Annotated in this window: 33 protein-coding genes; 26 read left to right on the top strand and 7 right to left on the bottom strand. The window is 65.1% G+C overall.

Annotated elements, in window-relative coordinates; genetic code table 11:
* Positions 1 to 283: 283 nt before the first annotated feature.
* The 7 genes from ACR652_RS10215 (at position 284) to ACR652_RS10185 (ending at position 3399) form a co-directional block, all read left to right on the top strand.
* Positions 284 to 475: a hypothetical protein gene (locus ACR652_RS10215; RefSeq protein ID WP_434506406.1), complete on the top strand. Its 192-nt coding sequence runs from the start codon at positions 284 to 286 to the stop codon at positions 473 to 475.
* Positions 472 to 1206 carry an HK97 family phage prohead protease gene (locus ACR652_RS10210; RefSeq protein WP_434506405.1) on the top strand — a complete coding sequence of 245 codons (735 nt, stop codon included), beginning with the start codon at positions 472 to 474 and terminating at the stop codon, positions 1204 to 1206. Before ACR652_RS10215 ends, ACR652_RS10210 begins: the two co-directional genes overlap by 4 nt.
* 190 nt (positions 1207 to 1396) lie before the next feature.
* Entirely contained in the window at positions 1397 to 1876 is a 480-nt protein-coding gene (locus tag ACR652_RS10205; protein WP_434506404.1) for a hypothetical protein, read from the top strand.
* Complete coding sequence (locus tag ACR652_RS10200) at positions 1873 to 2118, top strand: hypothetical protein (RefSeq protein WP_434506403.1); 246 nt, start codon at positions 1873 to 1875, stop codon at positions 2116 to 2118. The genes ACR652_RS10205 and ACR652_RS10200 overlap by 4 nt, the downstream gene beginning before the upstream one ends.
* Positions 2119 to 2131: 13 nt before the next feature.
* A complete protein-coding gene (locus tag ACR652_RS10195) occupies positions 2132 to 2518 on the top strand; it encodes a hypothetical protein (RefSeq protein ID WP_434506402.1) in 387 nt (128 codons plus the stop codon).
* A 66-nt stretch (positions 2519 to 2584) separates the two neighbouring features.
* Complete coding sequence (locus tag ACR652_RS10190; protein WP_434506401.1) at positions 2585 to 3142, top strand: hypothetical protein; 558 nt, start codon at positions 2585 to 2587, stop codon at positions 3140 to 3142.
* Positions 3139 to 3399: a hypothetical protein gene (locus tag ACR652_RS10185; RefSeq protein WP_434506400.1), complete on the top strand. Its 261-nt coding sequence runs from the start codon at positions 3139 to 3141 to the stop codon at positions 3397 to 3399. Before ACR652_RS10190 ends, ACR652_RS10185 begins: the two co-directional genes overlap by 4 nt.
* Here the strand turns inward: ACR652_RS10185 and ACR652_RS10180 are convergent, their stop codons facing one another.
* A complete protein-coding gene (locus ACR652_RS10180; protein WP_434506399.1) occupies positions 3400 to 3564 on the bottom strand; it encodes a hypothetical protein in 165 nt (54 codons plus the stop codon).
* Here ACR652_RS10180 and ACR652_RS10175 point away from each other — a divergent pair.
* Positions 3563 to 3856, top strand: coding sequence for a hypothetical protein (locus ACR652_RS10175; RefSeq protein WP_434506398.1), 294 nt, complete (start codon positions 3563 to 3565; stop codon positions 3854 to 3856). The two genes, ACR652_RS10180 and ACR652_RS10175, sit on opposite strands and share 2 nt — an antisense overlap.
* On the opposite strand, the gene ACR652_RS10170 is transcribed toward ACR652_RS10175, so the two are convergent.
* Genes ACR652_RS10170 through ACR652_RS10160 form a run of 3 tightly spaced genes read right to left on the bottom strand, consistent with a single transcriptional unit; the run spans position 3833 to position 4664 of the window.
* Positions 3833 to 4144: a hypothetical protein gene (locus ACR652_RS10170; RefSeq protein WP_434506397.1), complete on the bottom strand. Its 312-nt coding sequence runs from the start codon at positions 4142 to 4144 to the stop codon at positions 3833 to 3835. The two genes, ACR652_RS10175 and ACR652_RS10170, sit on opposite strands and share 24 nt — an antisense overlap.
* Positions 4145 to 4155: 11 nt before the next feature.
* On the bottom strand, positions 4156 to 4401 hold the full coding sequence (locus ACR652_RS10165; protein WP_434506396.1) for a hypothetical protein: 246 nt from the start codon (positions 4399 to 4401) through the stop codon (positions 4156 to 4158).
* The gene (locus ACR652_RS10160) at positions 4398 to 4664 is read right to left on the bottom strand and encodes a transcriptional regulator (protein WP_434506395.1); all 267 of its coding nucleotides are present in this window, start codon (positions 4662 to 4664) and stop codon (positions 4398 to 4400) included. The genes ACR652_RS10165 and ACR652_RS10160 overlap by 4 nt, the downstream gene beginning before the upstream one ends.
* Positions 4665 to 4774: 110 nt before the next feature.
* On the opposite strand from ACR652_RS10160, the gene ACR652_RS10155 reads away from it, so the two are divergent.
* The 10 genes from ACR652_RS10155 to ACR652_RS10110 all read left to right on the top strand — a co-directional run bounded on the left by ACR652_RS10155 (position 4775) and on the right by ACR652_RS10110 (position 8131).
* Entirely contained in the window at positions 4775 to 5002 is a 228-nt protein-coding gene (locus tag ACR652_RS10155; protein WP_434506394.1) for a hypothetical protein, read from the top strand.
* Positions 4999 to 5127, top strand: coding sequence for a hypothetical protein (locus ACR652_RS10150; RefSeq protein WP_434506393.1), 129 nt, complete (start codon positions 4999 to 5001; stop codon positions 5125 to 5127). The genes ACR652_RS10155 and ACR652_RS10150 overlap by 4 nt, the downstream gene beginning before the upstream one ends.
* The gene (locus ACR652_RS10145) at positions 5117 to 5341 is read left to right on the top strand and encodes a hypothetical protein (protein ID WP_434506392.1); all 225 of its coding nucleotides are present in this window, start codon (positions 5117 to 5119) and stop codon (positions 5339 to 5341) included. The genes ACR652_RS10150 and ACR652_RS10145 overlap by 11 nt, the downstream gene beginning before the upstream one ends.
* Complete coding sequence (locus tag ACR652_RS10140; protein ID WP_434506391.1) at positions 5334 to 5567, top strand: hypothetical protein; 234 nt, start codon at positions 5334 to 5336, stop codon at positions 5565 to 5567. The genes ACR652_RS10145 and ACR652_RS10140 overlap by 8 nt, the downstream gene beginning before the upstream one ends.
* The gene (locus ACR652_RS10135; RefSeq protein WP_434506390.1) at positions 5560 to 5778 is read left to right on the top strand and encodes a hypothetical protein; all 219 of its coding nucleotides are present in this window, start codon (positions 5560 to 5562) and stop codon (positions 5776 to 5778) included. The genes ACR652_RS10140 and ACR652_RS10135 overlap by 8 nt, the downstream gene beginning before the upstream one ends.
* Entirely contained in the window at positions 5775 to 6119 is a 345-nt protein-coding gene (locus tag ACR652_RS10130; RefSeq protein WP_434506389.1) for a hypothetical protein, read from the top strand. Before ACR652_RS10135 ends, ACR652_RS10130 begins: the two co-directional genes overlap by 4 nt.
* Positions 6116 to 6385 (top strand): hypothetical protein, encoded by a 270-nt coding sequence (locus ACR652_RS10125; RefSeq protein ID WP_434506388.1) that lies wholly within the window; start codon positions 6116 to 6118, stop codon positions 6383 to 6385. Before ACR652_RS10130 ends, ACR652_RS10125 begins: the two co-directional genes overlap by 4 nt.
* Positions 6386 to 6895: 510 nt before the next feature.
* Positions 6896 to 7366 carry a hypothetical protein gene (locus ACR652_RS10120; protein WP_434506387.1) on the top strand — a complete coding sequence of 157 codons (471 nt, stop codon included), beginning with the start codon at positions 6896 to 6898 and terminating at the stop codon, positions 7364 to 7366.
* Between the two features lie 89 nt (positions 7367 to 7455).
* A complete protein-coding gene (locus tag ACR652_RS10115) occupies positions 7456 to 7794 on the top strand; it encodes a hypothetical protein (protein ID WP_434506386.1) in 339 nt (112 codons plus the stop codon).
* Between the two features lie 73 nt (positions 7795 to 7867).
* Positions 7868 to 8131, top strand: coding sequence for a hypothetical protein (locus tag ACR652_RS10110; protein ID WP_434506385.1), 264 nt, complete (start codon positions 7868 to 7870; stop codon positions 8129 to 8131).
* A gap of 248 nt (positions 8132 to 8379) precedes the next feature.
* On the opposite strand, the gene ACR652_RS10105 is transcribed toward ACR652_RS10110, so the two are convergent.
* Positions 8380 to 8742, bottom strand: coding sequence for a hypothetical protein (locus tag ACR652_RS10105; RefSeq protein ID WP_434506384.1), 363 nt, complete (start codon positions 8740 to 8742; stop codon positions 8380 to 8382).
* A 160-nt stretch (positions 8743 to 8902) separates the two neighbouring features.
* On the opposite strand from ACR652_RS10105, the gene ACR652_RS10100 reads away from it, so the two are divergent.
* The gene (locus ACR652_RS10100; RefSeq protein WP_434506423.1) at positions 8903 to 9184 is read left to right on the top strand and encodes a DUF6456 domain-containing protein; all 282 of its coding nucleotides are present in this window, start codon (positions 8903 to 8905) and stop codon (positions 9182 to 9184) included.
* A gap of 59 nt (positions 9185 to 9243) precedes the next feature.
* Here ACR652_RS10100 and ACR652_RS10095 read toward each other — a convergent pair whose 3' ends face one another.
* Positions 9244 to 9666, bottom strand: a complete 423-nt coding sequence (locus tag ACR652_RS10095; RefSeq protein ID WP_434506383.1) for a SufE family protein — start codon at positions 9664 to 9666, stop codon at positions 9244 to 9246.
* 130 nt (positions 9667 to 9796) lie between these two features.
* On the opposite strand from ACR652_RS10095, the gene ACR652_RS10090 reads away from it, so the two are divergent.
* Positions 9797 to 10393 (top strand): LemA family protein, encoded by a 597-nt coding sequence (locus tag ACR652_RS10090; protein ID WP_434506382.1) that lies wholly within the window; start codon positions 9797 to 9799, stop codon positions 10391 to 10393.
* A gap of 1 nt (position 10394) precedes the next feature.
* Positions 10395 to 11246: a serine O-acetyltransferase gene (gene cysE / locus ACR652_RS10085; protein ID WP_434506381.1), complete on the top strand. Its 852-nt coding sequence runs from the start codon at positions 10395 to 10397 to the stop codon at positions 11244 to 11246.
* A 19-nt stretch (positions 11247 to 11265) separates the two neighbouring features.
* Here the strand turns inward: cysE and ACR652_RS10080 are convergent, their stop codons facing one another.
* Positions 11266 to 12066, bottom strand: a complete 801-nt coding sequence (locus ACR652_RS10080) for an enoyl-CoA hydratase (protein ID WP_434506380.1) — start codon at positions 12064 to 12066, stop codon at positions 11266 to 11268.
* Between the two features lie 178 nt (positions 12067 to 12244).
* On the opposite strand from ACR652_RS10080, the gene ACR652_RS10075 reads away from it, so the two are divergent.
* The 5 genes from ACR652_RS10075 (at position 12245) to ACR652_RS10055 (ending at position 17862) form a co-directional block, all read left to right on the top strand.
* Positions 12245 to 13285, top strand: a complete 1041-nt coding sequence (locus ACR652_RS10075) for an acyltransferase family protein (RefSeq protein ID WP_434506379.1) — start codon at positions 12245 to 12247, stop codon at positions 13283 to 13285.
* A 130-nt stretch (positions 13286 to 13415) separates the two neighbouring features.
* On the top strand, positions 13416 to 14207 hold the full coding sequence (locus ACR652_RS10070) for an SGNH/GDSL hydrolase family protein (protein ID WP_434506378.1): 792 nt from the start codon (positions 13416 to 13418) through the stop codon (positions 14205 to 14207).
* A gap of 18 nt (positions 14208 to 14225) precedes the next feature.
* Positions 14226 to 14960 (top strand): RluA family pseudouridine synthase, encoded by a 735-nt coding sequence (locus ACR652_RS10065; protein WP_434506377.1) that lies wholly within the window; start codon positions 14226 to 14228, stop codon positions 14958 to 14960.
* An 18-nt stretch (positions 14961 to 14978) separates the two neighbouring features.
* On the top strand, positions 14979 to 16523 hold the full coding sequence (locus ACR652_RS10060; RefSeq protein WP_434506376.1) for a TldD/PmbA family protein: 1545 nt from the start codon (positions 14979 to 14981) through the stop codon (positions 16521 to 16523).
* 4 nt (positions 16524 to 16527) lie between these two features.
* Positions 16528 to 17862 carry a TldD/PmbA family protein gene (locus tag ACR652_RS10055; protein WP_434506375.1) on the top strand — a complete coding sequence of 445 codons (1335 nt, stop codon included), beginning with the start codon at positions 16528 to 16530 and terminating at the stop codon, positions 17860 to 17862.
* The last annotated feature ends 26 nt before the right edge of the window (positions 17863 to 17888 follow it).

Here is a 17888-nt window from a genome sequence, read left to right as displayed (position 1 = left end):
TCAAAGCGGCCTCCGGCGCTGCGCCGAAGATACACCGATTGAAGAGCCCGGCCCCGCCCCGGAGTGGGCCAGCGCGAGCTTTCGGACATTTCTTCCGCAAGCGATCGTCTCTGCGGCTGGGCCCGCTGCGCAACATATGGTTGGCGGCGGCTTTTCCGGAAACGAGGGAGATGAGCGGCGGATACAGCACCTTACGAATCTGACCGTCTACTGCTCGGGGCGTCAGGCCGGCGCTTGGAAGCGGTTGGTCTGGATGTCCGCGCGGCGGATGCTCAGGAGCCCCATGGTGTGGCGCGCAATCGAAGGCCTCGCGGACGAACTAGCGCGCGGGTTGCGGATCGAACTCTTGAAAGCCGAGCGCGGCGGCAAGACAGGCCTAGTGGAATTCATGGTCCCGTCCGCCGAGGCCGAGCGCCTGCTCGAAGCCGGCGGGGCGCGGCGGGGGATTTTCGAACGGTGGGCGGCGGTGGAATGATTCGAATCATCCGAGACTTTCAAAACTATCGCGCGGGACAAGTCCTCGCCCTTCCCGAGCACGAAGCGTCCGCCCTGGTTTTCTTGGGTGTCGCTGCTGAGGGGCCATCGGGCCGCTTCGTGGGCGACATTCCGATTCTCACTCGGAAGGCCGCGTTCACTGGCGACGCCCCCCGCACCGTCGACGAAGCCGAGCGCACTGTCGACGTCGTTATGTCGACAGGCGCGGCAGTGCGGCGATCGGACTGGATCGATGGTGAGTTTTTGGAGGTCTTGGAAATCAGCGCCAAGGCTATTCGAATGGATCGCCTCCAGGCTGGAGCACCGCTGCTCGACAGCCATAATTATTGGGGCGGGGTCGACGCGATTCTCGGCGCCGTGGTTCCCGGCAGTGCGCGCATTGAGCGTGGCGCGCTCTGGGGCAGGGTCAAATTTTCTCGCTCTGAGGCTGGCGAGCGGGCTTGGCAGGATGTGCGCGACGGTGTGCTCCGCTCTGTCTCAGTCGGCTACCTCACCCACGCATTTAAGGTGGACGACAGGACCTCGCCTCCCACGCGCACGGCTACGGACTGGGAAGTCTATGAACTCTCGGCCGTTGCCGTTCCCGCCGACGCCGCGGCTGGCTTCCGTGGCGTCCAGGCGATCGGCTCCCGGCCTTCGGACGCGGCGTCGCCGGCAGAGCTGGCCCGCGTGCGCATGGGGATGACACAGCGCGCGGTGGACGCGTTGTGACGTGGAGGCGGGCGGTGGCATCATCGGCGCCGCCGCCCGCCGGCCGGGCCGGGAGGGTCAGGAGGGCTGTAGCTAGGCCGGGCACGGGTCCTTTGCCGCTACGCTTCGAGGCGCGCTGGGATTTGGCCCGAAAAGGGACGCTTTGTAGTCCGCCTTAAGGGGGGCCGTTTCCAAATAGTAGGATAGCGAAATGTCTGGATTGGTTTCGGCGAAGGTAGTCGCGGAAAAGCTTGGCTGTGACGAGCGGACCGTGCGCAATGGCGTCAAGGTCGGCTGGGCCGTTAGAACGGCCCGCGGGCTTTATGACCTGGATGCGACGATCTTGGCCTATTGCTGTCATATCCGCTCCATTGCGTCGGGGCACGGCGGAGAGGCGGCGGCAATGGACCTATCCGCGGCGCGCGCTCGTCTTGCGGTCCTCCAGGGCGACGGGCAGGAGTTGAAGAACGCCATCGCGAGGGGAGAATATCTGCTCGCGGCTGACGTTTCTCGCTGTTGGGATTCGATGTGCCACTCGTTCCGTCAACGAATGTTGACGATCCCGACAATGCTGGCGACGGAAATTTCTACGCTGACGCAACAAGAAATTTTTATAATTGACCGCGCCATCCGCGACGGGCTGACAGAGCTTGCCGACATGGCTGACGCTGAAGGAAAGGACCTGGCATGAGAACGAAGATGACCCTCGCCGAGATTGACGACACGAATAGAGTAGTTGGTATGGTGTTACGGCAGGCCGCAGCATGTTCCACCGCTGCGGAGACGCGCGACTTGGCGATGAATTTCTGCCACGGCGGCGCGGCGGCTCTTGTCGCGACGGCTGGTCACGAGTTCACACTGGATTTTCTCAGGAAGCTCACCGCCGCGATTGAGGACGAGGCCGAAAGCGAGCGCCTCCAGGCCATGCAGTGATAGACCTGATCGCATGTCCACGCTGAGCACGCGCAGCACGCGCAGAACGAGGCAGGGTAAGATGGCTGAAGACGAAGAAATTGAAACGGTGTGGATGCGCCCTGCCATGCAGGTAGAGGACCCGTGGGCGCGCGGCGTCCTGACGGCAGTTCTGGCAATGTCGACGCAGGTGAGAGCCATCGGCGCTCTTGCCGCTTATCACGCGGGCGCTCCTGTCGACCAGGCGCAACAGGCCGGCGAGTATGCGTTCCAGATGTTCGTGATCCGGGCGACACAGATCCTCGCGGAATCGCAGATCGGCGAGCCCGACCCGTCGTTCTGGCCCGCGCCCGAATATCACGAAGAGGTCGATTGGGAAGCGCTCGAAGAGGATCGAAAGACGCCTCCCGGCAATGCGTGAACAAGGGGCATAACAATGGCTTTCTCAAAGACGTTCGGCCCTGGCGGCATTTCGATCAAGGTCGACATGAGCGACTTCGGCCGGCTGGCAAACATGCTCGGCGCGGCGGGAATGGAAGCCCCGAAGGCCATGCGTCGCGCGATCAATCATACAGGTGACAAGGCCCGCACACAGATGACTAAAGCGCTGGTTCCGCAGACCGGCCTCAAATATGGAATTCTCAAACGCGCGCTGAAAACGACCAAGGCAAACGACAAAGCCGCGGCGTCGGGCGATTTTTCATACACGATCAGCTCTGAAGGCGGCGACATCCGCCTGAAGTTCTTTTCTCCCCGCGAGACGCGGCAGGGCGTCACGGCGATGGTCGCTGGCAAGCGCACGCTGTTTGCGCGCACATTTAGCAAGGGCGGCAGGTTTCCGAACCGCGTCGGACTGCCATGGGGGCGCGAGGTCAAGCAGCGCGCCGGCAGTGGCAGGCTGCCACTTCAGACTGTGCGCTCACACGTTTTCATCCCGATTGAGATGGTGCGCGGCGAGAGCGAGAAGGCATTCTACCGCGTCATTGAAACGGACCTGGCGCCGCGCGTTGAACACGAACTCGCGCGCATCTTGGGGCTGAAATGACACGCACAAAGGCGCGCCTCACGGTTGAAATCGAGCGCGTGTGCCGCGATGGCGTGCTCGCCGTCGCCACCGCGCGCGTCTGGATCGCTGGAGTCGAGATAGCGGTTCATGGCTTAGAAGTCAGCCGTGAACTGCTGACCGGGCGTTTGAGGGTCGACGCGCCTGGCGTCGCACACAATGGAGCCATCATGCCGGCAATCGAGCTGCCGCCGGACCTCGAGGCGGCCATTGGGCGCGAGATTGCGGGGCTATTGTAATTACAATAGCGTGATCCATCCTTCGTCAAATGCGACTTTGAGGCCAGCCGTGTCCATATCCTCTTTGAAGAGGTAGGCGAGGGTGTCGACGTTCGGCGGCAATATTGCGAAATCGCAAGTAAACTTGTCATTTGCCAGCGCATCAATCTTGAGGGCGATCTTCATGAAAGAGTTGGCCCAAGCAGGCGTGCATCTCACCGGCTCCGGCAGCGGGTCGCGGTGGTTCGCGAAAAGGCGGAGGAATGCGCCGCCATCGCCCGCCGACGCTACTGGAAAGGACCGGCGCACGAGAGGAGTGGCGAAAGTTGCCACTCCTGCCGAGCGATTCACCGCCGCCCGTGGTAAGGCCCTCGGGCCGGACCTCGCGGAGATCGCCGGCACAAGCCTCGACAACGGCATGGAACTCGACGCGCTTGCCAAGATGGAGCGTGTCTTAATCTTCAAGGATGGCGAGTAATGCAACGACGCCAGCGACAGAGAGTATGAGCCGATTTGATTGGAGCACCTCGGTCAAGACGCGTGAAGAGATAATGCTGAAGGAGAGCATCAGGAGCGGGAAAAGCCCGACTCCGTTCGCGACATCAATTCCGGTTTCCTTGGTGACGAATGGCCGCGACGGGCAGCACTTCCTCCACCGGTAGACGGCATAGCCTATCCCACCAATCAAGGAGAGAACATCAAACCAATTGCCGTCCAGATACGGGGAAACTACGCCCCAGATTGAGGATAAGGGAATTTCGTCCACGGAAAGGGCTTTTAGAGGATATGCAAAGCTTTGGCCCCGACGGCGGCCAATGCGCCTGCGATAGCTCCAAGCAGCCTCACGTCGACCGTCTGCTCATCCGCCCAGCCGGCAAGAACGCCCATAAGCACCGCGCCGAGAAGGGCGAAGGACGCGATGACGCGCATCGAATGGATCGCTGTGGGGTGGCTTTCGTGACGCATGATCCGAAATATCGGGTTGAACTCCCCCCATGTCAAACCTGAACCGCGTTCGCTCATTCCGCCCGCGCCTTCCTCAGGCGGACGCCGGCGCCGCCGCCGTTCTCCGGGATGAATTCGACGCCGGCGGCCTCGAGGGCGGCGCGGACAATGGACTGGTTTGCCACCGTCATGCCAACCGGGCCATCGACATTTTCGGCCCTGCGGAGCGTAGCGATCCCGACCCTCGTCTTTTCCGCCAGCTCATCCGCGCTCCAGCGTAACAGTGCCCGTGCCGCCCTTAGCTGCGCACCGGTGATTGTTTTCGGATCATTTGATTGCATATTGACTAGCGCCCGTATCAGATGATACGTTTCCTATCATAGGACGCTAAAACACTCAATTCATACCGACGCGGAAACACCTGTTTCTGCGCACGCCGGAGGCTTGCCAGATGCAATTCGACCACAGCTACAAGCACACCCTGCCGCCCACGCTCCCAGCGGCCGTTGTCGAGACGACCCGGCGCGTGATTGCCGAGCGCCGCGCCGCCGGCCTCGCTGTTCAATTCTTGCACGAAGACGGACGGCGGGACGAGTGGCAGTTCAATAGCCTCGCCCAGCGCGACACCTTCATTCAGCGCCTCGGCGGCGCCGACTACGCCGTGAGTGCCGCGTCATGAGCGACCAGACCGTCGCCACCCTCTATTTTCTCGCCCCGTTCGGTCTCTTGTGGCTTTCGTTTGCCATTAGCGAGACCGCGCGCGCCGTGGCCGCGATCCGTGGAGGGCGCCGCCATGGCCGTTGAGACTCCGACCGGCGAGCCGCTCCGCGCCTACGATTTGGCGCTGCGCCAGCGCGACCGGCTGAAGGCTTTGGCAACCCTCGCCGAGCTGGTTGATGGCCACGAAGGCTCTCTCGGCGCCGTGGAGGGCTTCGTCCAATTGTTGAAGGACGCATCGGACGCCGCCGCCGAAATTCTCGAAGCGATCCACAGCGAAAAGGAGGATCGCCATGGCTGAGCCGTCCCGCCCGCCTCTTGATAAAGCCTTCGTCGGTGACGCCATCAAGGATCTGATGGCGAAGCTCAGAGCTCTGGAGCTTGCTCTGGCAGGGCTGAGAAAGGCTCAGGCGATTTCCGAGACGGACCGGGAGGCGCTCGAATTCATGGTTTTGGCGGCCCATAGCGACGTCGCCGATCTGTATCTGGCGCTCGGCGGCGAGCAGGAGGAACGACACGATGACTGAGCCGCTCTCGACCGTCGAGCTCGTGGACAGGCTATCGGAGCTCGTGAATCACGCCCGCGGATTGGAGATGGCGGTCAGCGGTTCTGCGTCCACAGAGCCCGGGGAAAGCAAGGCCCTCAACCGGCTGTGCGAGATGCTCGTCGACGCCATCAAGGCGCTGCATGACGAAGTGGACGCGCAGCTTGTGGCAGAGCAGGAGGGAAAGCCATGAAACACCTCCTGTTCACAGAACAAGAGCCAGCGCGCCGCGGCTTCCTACGTTCGCTCGTAGCGGCTCCCGTTGCGGCGCTCGCCACCCATAAGCTGATCCTGCCCGCGCAAGCGCTGGTCACGCCTGACGACGCGGCCACGCGCCTCGCCCATCATCTCGCCGGCGCCGAAGCGGCCATGCGCGACCTCTTCCCGGCGGCGCATATTGAACCTTGGGGCAACTACCTTGGTAACGCCAGCGCGGTTGACTGCTACCGATTTCATTTCGAGCGCGGGGACCGCGGGTTTTCTGTCTACGCGGGAGTGAAAGCCGCTGTTCGCGATACGGATCCGACGTCGTGACCCTTCTTATCGAGCTCCCCCGGCGCCGGGACGCGCCGCGCTGTTTCGTCGAGCCGCCGGCGGGGCTCGAGCGGCGCGTGACCCGCGCTCTCGATGCTCTCGGCGATCTTCCAGACGGCTTCGATCTTCCGGGATTCGAGGCTCTCGCCGAGGCGCTAATCGCGATCGCAGACGAGCTGCAGGGCGACGTCAACCTTGAAGACGACGAGCTCGGCGACGACGAGGCGCTTCCGCTCTTCGCGTTCGCATCGCGCGCCGGGCGCTGAGCCCTGAGAACTAAGGCGGCCCGCCCATATGCGGGACGCGCTCGCGGTAGCAACCCTCCTCATGAGGCGAAGGCCGGGACACAGACCGAGCCGGGCACAGCGAGGCGAGCAAAAGCCGAAGGGGCTCCTGAAGCCCCCGGCAGGATGCGGGCCGCGAGGACCTGCACGGCGAGACGAAGTTGCTGGCGCGGCCCGTCTCGCCCGCCGTTGGAATGAAACAGCGGACATAGGCGGATCGGCCAACCCACGCCTAACCGGAAACGGAAGCCGCTGCGCCAGTGCGTCGAGTGCCTCGGCCCGGCTCATACCGGCAAGGGCGGCGTGTTTCGCTCTCGACGGGCGAAATGCGCCTCCGCCTGACCCTCTCACCCGGCAGGGGCGGGCGCGGGATGAACACCAAAGGCGAAGCAACGGCGAAAGCGCGGCGGCTAACCTCAAATTCCCCCGCCTCGCGACCTCCAGAAAACTGCATCGAAAAAAAGAACCTCTCAGCCCCAACGGCTCTTCGTCATGACCCGACAGACCTTCAACAGCAAAAGCACAGCGCAGCAAGAACGGAACGGCTCCTGGCCAAGCCCCGCTGATCCGCGCTCGGACGGCTTCGGGCGGTTCCTCGCAGCCTTCCCGGAGAGAGACGAGCCGCACGACGCCGCGGCGGCCCGGCAGGCATGGGCCCGGGCGCTGCGCCGCGCGGACCCCGAGGCGATCATCGCCGCCGCCGCCGCCTATGCGCGAGCGCGGGAGGGCCAGCCGGCGAGATTCACCATGGCGGCGCGGCGTTGGTTGCAGGAGGGGAAGTGGCGCGACGGGCTCAATTCTGAGCCGGTTCAACCGCTCGTCTGGATCGCCTTAGACGCCCCCGGCTGGCGCGAATGGGAAGCCTTCTACCGGGCGACGAAGGGCAAGACTCCGCCGATCGATCGCCGCGGCGGCTGGCGCTTCCCAAGCCGCTGGCCTCCGTCGATGCAGGCGGCGGAATAGTTAACAGCATACTTGTAAACACCTGCTAACAGGGATATGTAAACACTGCTGCTAACAGGATTATGTAAACAGTGTCCCGAGCCGACTATATGCGCGAATACATGCGGAAACGCCGCGAGGCCGAGAAAGCCTCTCGCCCTCAACCGCCTTCGCCTGCCGATCTGGCCAGCGCACAAGCCCGGATCGCCGCGCTGGAAGCCGACTGTGCGGCGCTGCGACAGGAATGCGCCGTGCTGCGGCTAGCGGGCGACGTAAAGAATTCCATTGCCGCCGATAAGAGAACCTCCAGGGCAGAAGCGATCGCCAGTGCTGACGACATCACCAAGGCGGAAATCGAACGGCTGAAAACAGAGAACAGCAGCCTGAGAAAACGCCTCAAGGCAGAGCAAGCCGACAAGGCTCGAATTGCTCGTATCTCCTGCCCCTGAGGTCAACGACGACCTCGTCTTGATCGGCGGACTCCGCGTTCTCCTGCCGAAATATTCGGGGCAGCCGAAACGGTTGTTCCGCGGCGAAACCCTCTTCAACCGGCGACGGCGGACCTATGGCCTTTCGTGGACTGACAAGATCGAAATCGCGGAGGAATTCGCCAAGTTTGCCGCCAAGATGCACGGCGACGGCTGCTTGCTTGAAACAGTGGCGCCCCCCGAGGCGATTATCTGTTCTCCTGCCGAGCTATCGGATCGCTTCGACGGTGAGCGGGAATTCCTCATCGACCGCCGGCAGCTCGGCAAAGTCGCGATCTTGAACAGGTTCAAGGGTTAGCCGGTCATCCCTGGCCCTCCCATCGAATGGCATGGGCGGCGGCGAAGATTCGCCGGACGTTCGAGGATCAACGCCGGGGGCTCGCGGCGTGACCCGCCCAAGCGGAGAGGCGGCCCCATGCGCGCGGGGAGAGGGGCGAAAAATTCAACTGTGCCCATATGAGCACGGTGGCGGCCCGACGCGCGCGGGGAGATGAGGGCCTGTATTCAATACAGACCCCCGGCGGCCGCCCCTGATTGCTTCCTGGCTCAGGCCGCCTTCGCCTTCGGCGCCTTCACCCCATCGAGGAGGTTTGCGGCGACAGTGGGCTCGGCGGCCACGGCCTCGAGCAGGCGGGCCAGCATCCAATCCGGCGGCAGGGCGAGGGTCTTCGAGAGGTTCTCGACATCGGCCATCGTCTTCCTCGAGACCATGATCGGCGGCAGCACGACGTCAGCGGCCGTCTTGGGCGCGAGGCGGATGTGGTGAGTGAAAAGCAACCAATATACGTGCCCGGTCTTCATGCCGGTGGCGGCGCTGATCTCCGCTGCCGAGTGGCCGAGGCCGGCGAGATAGGACGCCTTGGCGAGACGCATGGACGCAAGCGGGACGGGCTTCTGTGTTTTGGCCATTGGGGCGACCTCCTGGCCGCACCTTAGCGCCGCCCTTGTATTGCACAAGTGACGCTCGTAGATTGCCCCGGCAACATATCCCGATTGCAAAAAGAACGGCCCGAGCGCGGATGTAGCGACGGGCCGTTTTTGTTTGGCGGAGGCACTTGGTGCCGATCCGGTGCCGATTTTCGCCAAAACGAGCTTTCAAGCGTCGGCTGAATTTTACGTAAAGCGTTGGTTTTCAACAATAATTTTTGAGCCATGCGACTGCGACCGTCTCCAAGGGCTGGAGACGGTCGAATGCGAACGCGGCTGGCCGGCCCGCTCGGGAAAGGTCGTGCTGAAAATCGCCCTGGAGCGACTGGCGCGGCACTATGGAATTGGCGACGCGGCGACAGGGCCGGCGCGGGCCAGAGGGCTGCTGCACTGGGGAGCGGAGGATTACCGGCCAAGTTTCTAAAGTCGCTTTGCCCCCTTCCGCCCTCTCCCGCGAAAGCGGGGGAGGGACAGGGAGGGGGCTTACCCCGCCAGCGCGCCGCGCGCCTCTTTCCTGATCCGCTCGACCATGGAGCGCAGCCCATTGGCGCGCTGGGGCGTCAGATGCTCGGCGAGCCCAAGTTGCTTGAAGAGCGGCGCGGCGTCGGTGTCTACGATCTCCCGCGCGCGGCGCCCCGAGTAGAGCGCCAGCACCAGCGCCACGAGGCCGCGCACAATGTGAGCGTCGCTGTCGCCCCGGAAGGTCAGCGTCGGCGCGCCGGCGGCGTCCTGCCCGTGGGTCGTCTCAAGCCAGACCTGGCTGGCGCAGCCGCGGACCTTGTTGTCCTCCGTATAGGCGTCCTTGGGCAGCGGCTCGAGCGTGCGGCCGAGCTCGATCAGATAGCGGTAGCGATCCTCCCACTCCTCGAGCAGCTCGAAATTGCCGATGATCTCGTCGATTGCCATTCACCGTCCCCTTTTGCCGTAACATTCTAGACCAAACGCGCAGCCTTTCCATGTCTTGCCGAAACGCTTAAGTTCACGCGCGTCCACCCTTGCCGGAACGGTCCGCCGTTCCGATTTCACGGAGATGAAGATGAGCCTCCTGTCCCGCTGGCGCGCGCTCGCCGTCGCGATTGTCGCCGCCCTGTCGCTTTCGGGCTGCGGCTACAACACGATTCCGACGCTCGAGGAGAACGCCAAGGCCAAATGGGCGGTCGTGCAATCCCAATACCAGCGCCGCGCGGACCTCATCCCCAATCTCGTCGCAACGGTGCAGGGCTACGCCAAGCAGGAGAAGGACGTGCTCACCTCGGTCGTCGAGGCGCGCGCCAAGGCGACCTCGGTGAAGATCGACGCCTCCTCGATCACCGACCCCGAAAAGATGAAGCAGTTCCAGGACGCGCAGGCGCAGCTCTCCGGCGCGCTGGGCCGCCTGCTCGCCGTGACGGAAGCCTATCCCGACCTCAAGTCCAACCAGAACTTCCTGGCGCTGCAATCGCAGCTCGAAGGCACGGAGAACCGTATCAATGTGGCGCCGCGCGACTACATAGACGCGGTGCGGGAATTCAACCTCTCGCTGCGCACCTTCCCCACCCTGCTGTGGGCCAAGACCTTCTTCGCCGGGACAAAGCCGATGGCCGAATTCACCGCGACCGAATCCGCCCAGCAGGCGCCGCAGGTGAAGTTCTAGAATGGCCGCCGCGCGCCCGCCGGAAGACCTTGCCGCGCTTTGCGCGAGGAGGGACGCCATGTGGGCGCATATGCGACAGGAGGCGGAGGACGCCCTCCGCCTCGACCCCGCCCTCGCGCCGCTGTTCATGGGCGAACTGCTCAGCCGCCACAGTCTCGAAGAGGCGGTGATCCATCGCGTGAGCGGGCGCCTCGGCGCCCCGGCCATGGACGCCGCCGCCATCGCCGACGCCTTTCTGACCGCTCTCGAAAGCGAACCCGCCATTGGCGACGCCTTCCGCGCCGACATCGCGGCCTGCGTCGAACGCGATCCCGCCTGCCAGAGGCTGATCGAGCCCCTGCTCTATTTCAAGGGCTTCCACGCCATTCAGGCCTCGCGCCTCGCCCATGCGCTGTGGCGCGCCGGCAAGCGCGATTTCGCCTTCTACATTCAGAGCCGGACCTCAGACGCGCTGGCCGCCGACATTCACCCGGCGGCGCGCTTCGGGAAGGGAATTTTTCTCGACCACGCAACGGGTTTCGTCGTCGGCGAGACTGCGGTGGTCGAGGATGAGGTGTCGATCCTGCATGGCGTGACCCTCGGCGGCACCGGCAAGGTCGCCGGCGACCGGCACCCCAAGATCAGACGCGGGGTGATGATCGGGGCCGATTCGAAAATTCTCGGAAACATCGAGATTGGCGCATGCGCGCGCATTGCCGCGGGATCGGTGGTGTTGCAGGCCGTGCCGGCCAATTCCGTGGTCGCCGGCGTGCCGGCGAAGGTCATCGGCGTCGAACCCTCCGCCCAGCCGGCCCGCGACATGGACCAGATCCTGCGGGGGCTCGCCTATGATTCGTTTGATTACGTGATCTGACGCGCGCTCTGGCGGACGATCACGTCCCCGTGAATTTCGGCGCGCGCTTTTCCAGGAACGCCGCGCGTCCCTCCATATAGTCGGCGCTGTCGAAACATTGCGCGGCGAGCGCCTCGCATTCGGCCATCGACGGCGCCCCCGGAAGTCCGGCGGCCGCGCGAATCGCCGCCTTGGCGGCGCGAAGGGTCAGGGGCGCATTGCCGGCGATGGCTTTCGCAAGGTCGTCGACCGCGCGTTCGAAACTGTCCGGCTCGATGACGCGCGACAGAAAACCCGCCGCCAGCGCCTCCCCGGCGCTCAGGCGCCCTGCGGTGAAGAACATTTCCAACGCCCGCTGCGCGCCCACCGCCGTCACCACATAACGCATGGCGGAGGGCGGATAGCCGACGCCGAGCCGACCCGCCGGAATGGCGAAGACCGTTCCTTCAGCCGCGACGCGGAGATCGCAGGCGGCGGCGATGCCCATTCCGCCGCCCATGCAGAAACCGGAGATCGCGGCGATGGTCGGCTTCGCGCACGCCGAGATGGCGTCGAACGCCTCGACATTCGCCTGTTCATAGGCGCGCCCGCCGCCGCTCGTCGCGCGCACCGTCGAAAACTCCGAAATATCGGCGCCGGAGCAAAACGGCAGACCGGGCGCGCCGCTCAGGACGACCACGCGAACGTCGTCCGCGGAGTCGCAGGCCGCCATCAGCGGCGGCAGCGCCCGCCACATGTCGAGATCGAACGCGTTGCGCTTGGCGCCATTGTCGATGAGAAGGCGCGCGACGCCTTGATGTACATCAACGCGCAATTTCGGAGTGGGGGAAACGATCGGCATGGGCCACTCGTAACAACCGCGCGCGCCGCTGGATAGATCGAATTGACGCGATCTGGTCTGCGACCTCACGCCACAGGCCGGGAACCCCCTTCGCGACCTCTTGCCACAGCGCGGGCGCGCCGGAAGGGCGTAAAGAAAGCGTCGGATTTCTTCTCCCCTTGCGACTGGCGGAGCGGTCATGGCTTTTGGAACGGATAAATTCGCTTCGCCCGGCGCGCTGAGAATGGCGCTGGCCTTCGCGGTCTTCGTGCACCATACGACAGCGTTCAATCTCGGCATGTCCGCCGTGCTGATTTTCTTCGTGCTGAGCGGCTATTGGGTCGCCACCATGTGGAACAAGACCTACTCCAAGACGAGCTTGTCCTATTTCACCTTCCTCGTGTCGCGGCTGTGGCGCGTCGCGCCGGTCTTCGCGCTCTGCTCGGGGATCGCCTGGGCGCTGCTGTGGTGGCGCGGGCAGGCCCCGGAATTCGCCGGCAGCCTCGCCGGAGTGGCGCACCAGCTTTTCTCCAATGTCCTGATTCTCGGCTATAATTCGCTCACCTATCAGGCGAATGTGCCGGGCTGGTCGCTCGACATGGAGATGCAGTTCTATCTCGTCGCGCCCGTCGTGATCTTCCTCGTTTCCCGCAATGTGCTGGCGCTGCTCGGCTGCGTCGCGCTCTCGCTGGTCGCCCCCAGGTTCGGCGGCGCGGCCACCGTCCTGCCGTTCCTCTATTTCTTCGGCATCGGCGTCGCCGCGGCGACCCACGAGCTCGCGCCCAGCCGCCGCCTCGCCTATGGCTCGCTCATCGCGACCTTCGCGCTTCTGCTCGTCTATGCGGCGCTCTATTTCAAGGCGTTCGCGGCCGATCCCTCGCAGCACCAGCTCCTCGCCTTCAGCAGCAAGGCCAATCTTCTCATCGCGGTCATGATGACACCCTGGGCGATCTACACCACCAAGCAGAAGAGCGGCGCGACGGACCGGATGTTCGGCGACCTCTCCTACATCTTCTATCTGCTGCATTGGTCGGTGATCGGCGCCCTCGGCACGGGCGAAGGCTCCTACGCCGATCGCTTCGTGCTCTGCGCCGAAGCCGTCGTGGTGATCATGGTCATCTCCTGGCTGATCTGGCTCCTGTTCGACCGGCCGATCGGCAGGGTGCGCGCCTCCTGGGTCTCTGGCCGGCGCCTGATGGACGAGCCCGCGGGCGTCGCCATCGCCGCCATGCCGGCCTGACGCAACGGGCGCGAGCCCTGTGGACCTGCCCCAAAATCAACGAGTGGCGGCAGTCCGGCAAAGCTGCTAGCCTGTGGCGCATCGTGGTCAAAAGCCCCGATGCAGCCAAAGGTTGGTAGGGGCGTCAGTCTTGCTGAAACAAGGATTTGCCGTTCTTCTGCCGAATCTGCGGAGGGCGTTCTTCGTCCTGTTCGTGTCGACGGCGCTCGGCTTGCTGTCGCTGAAACGCACCGACGAGCCGGTCGTCACCTGCTCCCTCGTCAATGACGGCCCCGACACTTACCGCGTGCTGATCGTGGGCGAATCCTGGGCCTCCGACGGCAAGCTTTTCCCGGAATTGCCCAAAGAGGTGTCGAAGCGGCTCGGCGGGCGCGGCGTCGACGCCTGCGCGGTCGCCTTCAACGGACGCAACTCCCGTCTGCTCTACACGGAGCTGCGCGACAAATATCCCAGACCCCGGCTGTATTCGCTCTTTGGCGGGAAGACGCCGGACAAGGTCGTCATCCTGAATGGCGTCAACGACGTCATTCAGCATGTCGGCGCCTCGGCCTATGTCGAGTACACCAAGAAGCTGGTCGAATTTTTCTCCGATGTCCGTGATGTCGAGCTGATCTCCATCCCCCGCGTCAACGAGCGCTGGTTCAAGCCCCCCAATCTGTTCAGCCGCATGAAGCGCAATATCCTGCGCTGCTTCTACGACGGCTGCGACTTCCAGGTGAACGACGTCTATCGCGTGGCGTTGTGGCGCGACCACCCTGACCTGAACGTCATCGAGTTCGACAATTTCATCGACAGATTCGACGGCCACGAGGAATATTATCAGTTCGACGGCGTGCATCTGACAGATGAATATCTGCACAAATATGGTAAATTCATCGGCGACGCCCTGACGCTGCCCCGGCGGGTGGCGCAGCAGAAATAGGGCCGCCGCAAACACAGCATGGATCTTCTCTCCCGCCTTCTCCACCGCGACGGGCTGATGCTCGTCATAGACAAGCCTGCGGGCGTCCCGGTGCATCGCGGCCCCAAGGGCGGGCCGAGCCTGGAGGACGCCTTCGACCAGTTGCGCTTCGGCCTGCCCCGAGCACCCGCCCTCGCGCATCGGCTCGACAAGGACACCTCCGGCTGCCTCGTGCTGGGCCGCCACCGCAAGGCGCTGGACCGCCTCGGCAAGCTGTTCAAGAACGGCCGCATCGCCAAGACCTATTGGGCCGTGGTCGAGGGCGCGCCCGACGCCGGGGAAGGCGAGATCGACCTCGCGCTCGGGCGACTCGACGCCGCGCGCGGCTGGTGGATGCGCCCCGATCCGCTGGGGCTTCCCTCCCGCACGAGCTGGCGCGTGCTTGGCCGGGCGCCGGACGCCAACCTCGCCTTCATCGAATTCACGCCGCACACCGGCCGCACCCACCAGATCCGCGTGCATGCGCAGGCGATGGGCTGGCCGATCCTCGGCGATCCGGTCTACGGCCACGGACGGCGGGAGGGCGCGCCGCCGCTGCATCTGCACGCCCGGGCCATCGTCATTCCCATGCAGGAAAGCAAGCCGCCGGTGCGCGTCGAAGCGCCCGCGCCGGAGCATATGCGCGCCGCCATGGCCCGCTGCGGCTGGGCAGCGGACGCTCCGCACGCCCCACAATTGCCAAACGCCGCCGAAGCGGCCACATTAACAGACTGAATCCAGGGAGAAGCTCAAGTGGGGCCGAGAGTCGCGCCTCTCAGGGACGCGCCGGAGCGCGCGGAAGCAACGGGCGGGAGCCGCTTTGCGCTCGATCGCCAACTGCTGGACAACCTCGCCGATCTTGCCCTGGAGGGCGCCCGGCGCGGCGGCGCGAGCTATGCCGACATCCGGCTCGGCGAGACGCTTCGCGAATATGCGCAGGCCAAGGACGACCGTCTCGAGCACTTCGACGAACGCTCGACGCGTGGCTTCGGACTGCGCGTGCTGCTCGACGGCTGCTGGGGCTTTTATGGCGCGCGGCGGCTCGACGCGGCGAGCATTCGCGAAGGCGTCGAACGCGCGCTGGAGAACGCCCGCGCCGTGCGGCCGATCCGCTCGCAGCCGGTGGCGCTGGAGCAGCTTCCGGCCCATGAGGCGGAATGGATCATGCCCATGGGCGTCGATCCATTCGCCGTGCCTGCGCGCGAGAAATCCGACCTGCTGCTCGCGACCTGCGCGGCCGCCCGCGACGCTGGCGCGGATTTCTGTTCCGCGTCTCTGTCGATCGCGTGTGAAGAACGGCTCTTCGCCAACAGTTTCGGCGCGCGCATCCGCCAGACCCGCACGCGCGTCCACCCGACCTTCACCGCCACCGCCGTCGATCGCGACGCCGGCCGCATGGCGACGCGCGACAGCCTCATTCCCGCGCGTGGCGCCGGCTGGGAATATGTGGCGGGCGCCGGGCTCCTCGACGAGGCGCGGCTCGCGGGCGAGCAGGCCCGGGCGAAGCTCGCCGCGAAGCCCGTGGTCTCGGGCGATTACGACATCGTCATCGACCCGACCAATCTCTGGCTCACCATCCACGAGACCGTTGGACATTCGACCGAGCTGGACCGCGTGCTCGGCTGGGAAGCCAATTTCGCGGGAACCAGTTTCGTGAAGCCGGCGATGCTCAATCAGCTGCGCTTCGGCTCCGAGCTCATGACCATCGTCGCCGACCGCTCGCAGCCGGGCGCGCTCTCGACCATCGGTTTCGACGACGACGGCGCGCCCGCCGCGAGCGCGGAATTCAAGATCATCGAAAAGGGCGTGTTCCGGAACTTCCAGATGGCGCTCGGCCAAGCGCATTACATCGGGCTTTCCGCCTCGAACGGCTGCGCCTACGCCGACAGCCCGACCGCCTTCCCGATCCAGCGCATGCCCAATATTTCGCTGGCGCCCAACCCGGAGAGATGTTCGCTGGACGACCTCATCGGCGGGATCGACGAGGGGATTTACGTCGTCGGCGCCGGGAGCTGGAGCATCGACCAGCAGCGCGACAATTTCCAGTTCGGCGGCCAGCTCTTCTACGAGATCAGAAACGGGAAGCTCGGCGCGCTGCTGCGCGACGGGGCCTACCAGGGTCGCACGATCCCGTTCTGGAATTCGCTGGATGGGCTGGGCGACGCCTCGACCTATCACCTCGACGGCACCTTCACCTGCGGCAAGGCGGAGCCGGTTCAGGTCGCGCCCGTCTCCCACGGCAGCCCGCCCGCGCGCTTTCGCAAGGTGCGCGTTCTGAACACCACAGGCGACGCTTAAGCGCATGTTTCTTTCCTCCGACGACGCAAAGGCCATCGCCGATAAGATCCTCGCGCGCTCGACCGCCGACGCCTGCGTGGTGAAGATCGACGGCGGCGACGACATGAGCCTGCGCTTCGCGCGCGGCGGCGCCACCACCAATCGCGCCGCCTCCGAGATCAGCCTGCGCATCTCGTCCCATATCGGCGGGCGCATCGGCTCGGTGACGACGACGCGGCTGGACGACGACGCTCTGGAGGCGGCGCGGCTCCGCTCGGAAGAGATCGCCCGCATGTTGCCTGCCGATCCCGACTATGTCGCGCCGCTCGGTCCGCAGACCTATGAGACCGCCGCCCGATACGACGACAACGCCGCCGCGCTGCGTCTCGACGCGCTGGCGGCGCAGGCGGCGCAGGTGATCGCGGAAGGCGCGAGGATTGGCGTCGACACCTTTGGCTGCGCCTCGAGCGCGCGGCGCTTCGAGACGCTCGCGACCAGCGCCGGCCTTTTCGCCTATGACCGCAGGAGCGAGATCGATCTCTCGGCCACGGCGCGCAACAAGAGCGACAGCTGGTCGGGCTGGGCCGGCGCGCATCAGTTCTTCAGCGGCCGCCTCGACGCCGAACGCATCGCGCGCCGCGCCTGCGAAAAGGCCGCGCATGACGTGGAGCCGGTCGACCTCGAGCCGGGGGATTACACGGTCGTGCTGGAGCCGGTCGCGGTCGCCGAGCTCGCCTTCTGGATCATGAGCGCGATGGACGCCCGCGCGGCCGACGAGGGCCGCAGCTTCTATTCCCGCCCCGGCGGCGGCGCGCTCATCGGCGACAGGCTTTTCGACGAGAAGCTGACCATCCGCATCGACCCCGCCGATCCGCTGGCGCCGGAAGGCGGCGTCGGCTGGGAAGGCGTGCCGCATCGCGCCCGCGCCTTCATCGACAGGGGCGTGGTGACCTCGCTCTACCGCTCCCGCGCCTGGGCGCAGAAGACCGGCGCCGAGGCCATCCCCTTCGCGCGCAATTTCATCATCGAGGGCGGCGACGCCTCGCTCGACGACATGATCCGCTCGGTGAAGCGCGGCGTTCTGGTCACGCGCATCTGGTACGAGAACATGGTCGAGCGCAAAAGCCTGCTGCTCACCGGCCTCACCCGCGACGGAAACTTCCTCATCGAGAATGGCCGCGTCACCGCGCCGGTGCGCAACATGCGCTTCAACCAGCGGCTGGGCGAACTCTTCGGCAAGATCGCGGCGCTCGGGCCGACGGAGCGCACCTGGCGGGCGGCCGGGGGCGGCGGAGCGGCGGCGGCGCCGCCGATGCTGGCGGAGAAATTCCATTTCTCGTCCAAATCCAGCGGCGTCTGAGCGAGGAATTCGTGTATGCTGCGCGC

The organism is Methylocystis sp., from assembly GCF_051061225.1.
In the GTDB taxonomy this organism is placed as follows: domain Bacteria; phylum Pseudomonadota; class Alphaproteobacteria; order Rhizobiales; family Beijerinckiaceae; genus Methylocystis.
This window is presented reverse-complemented; position numbering and strand designations above follow the sequence as displayed.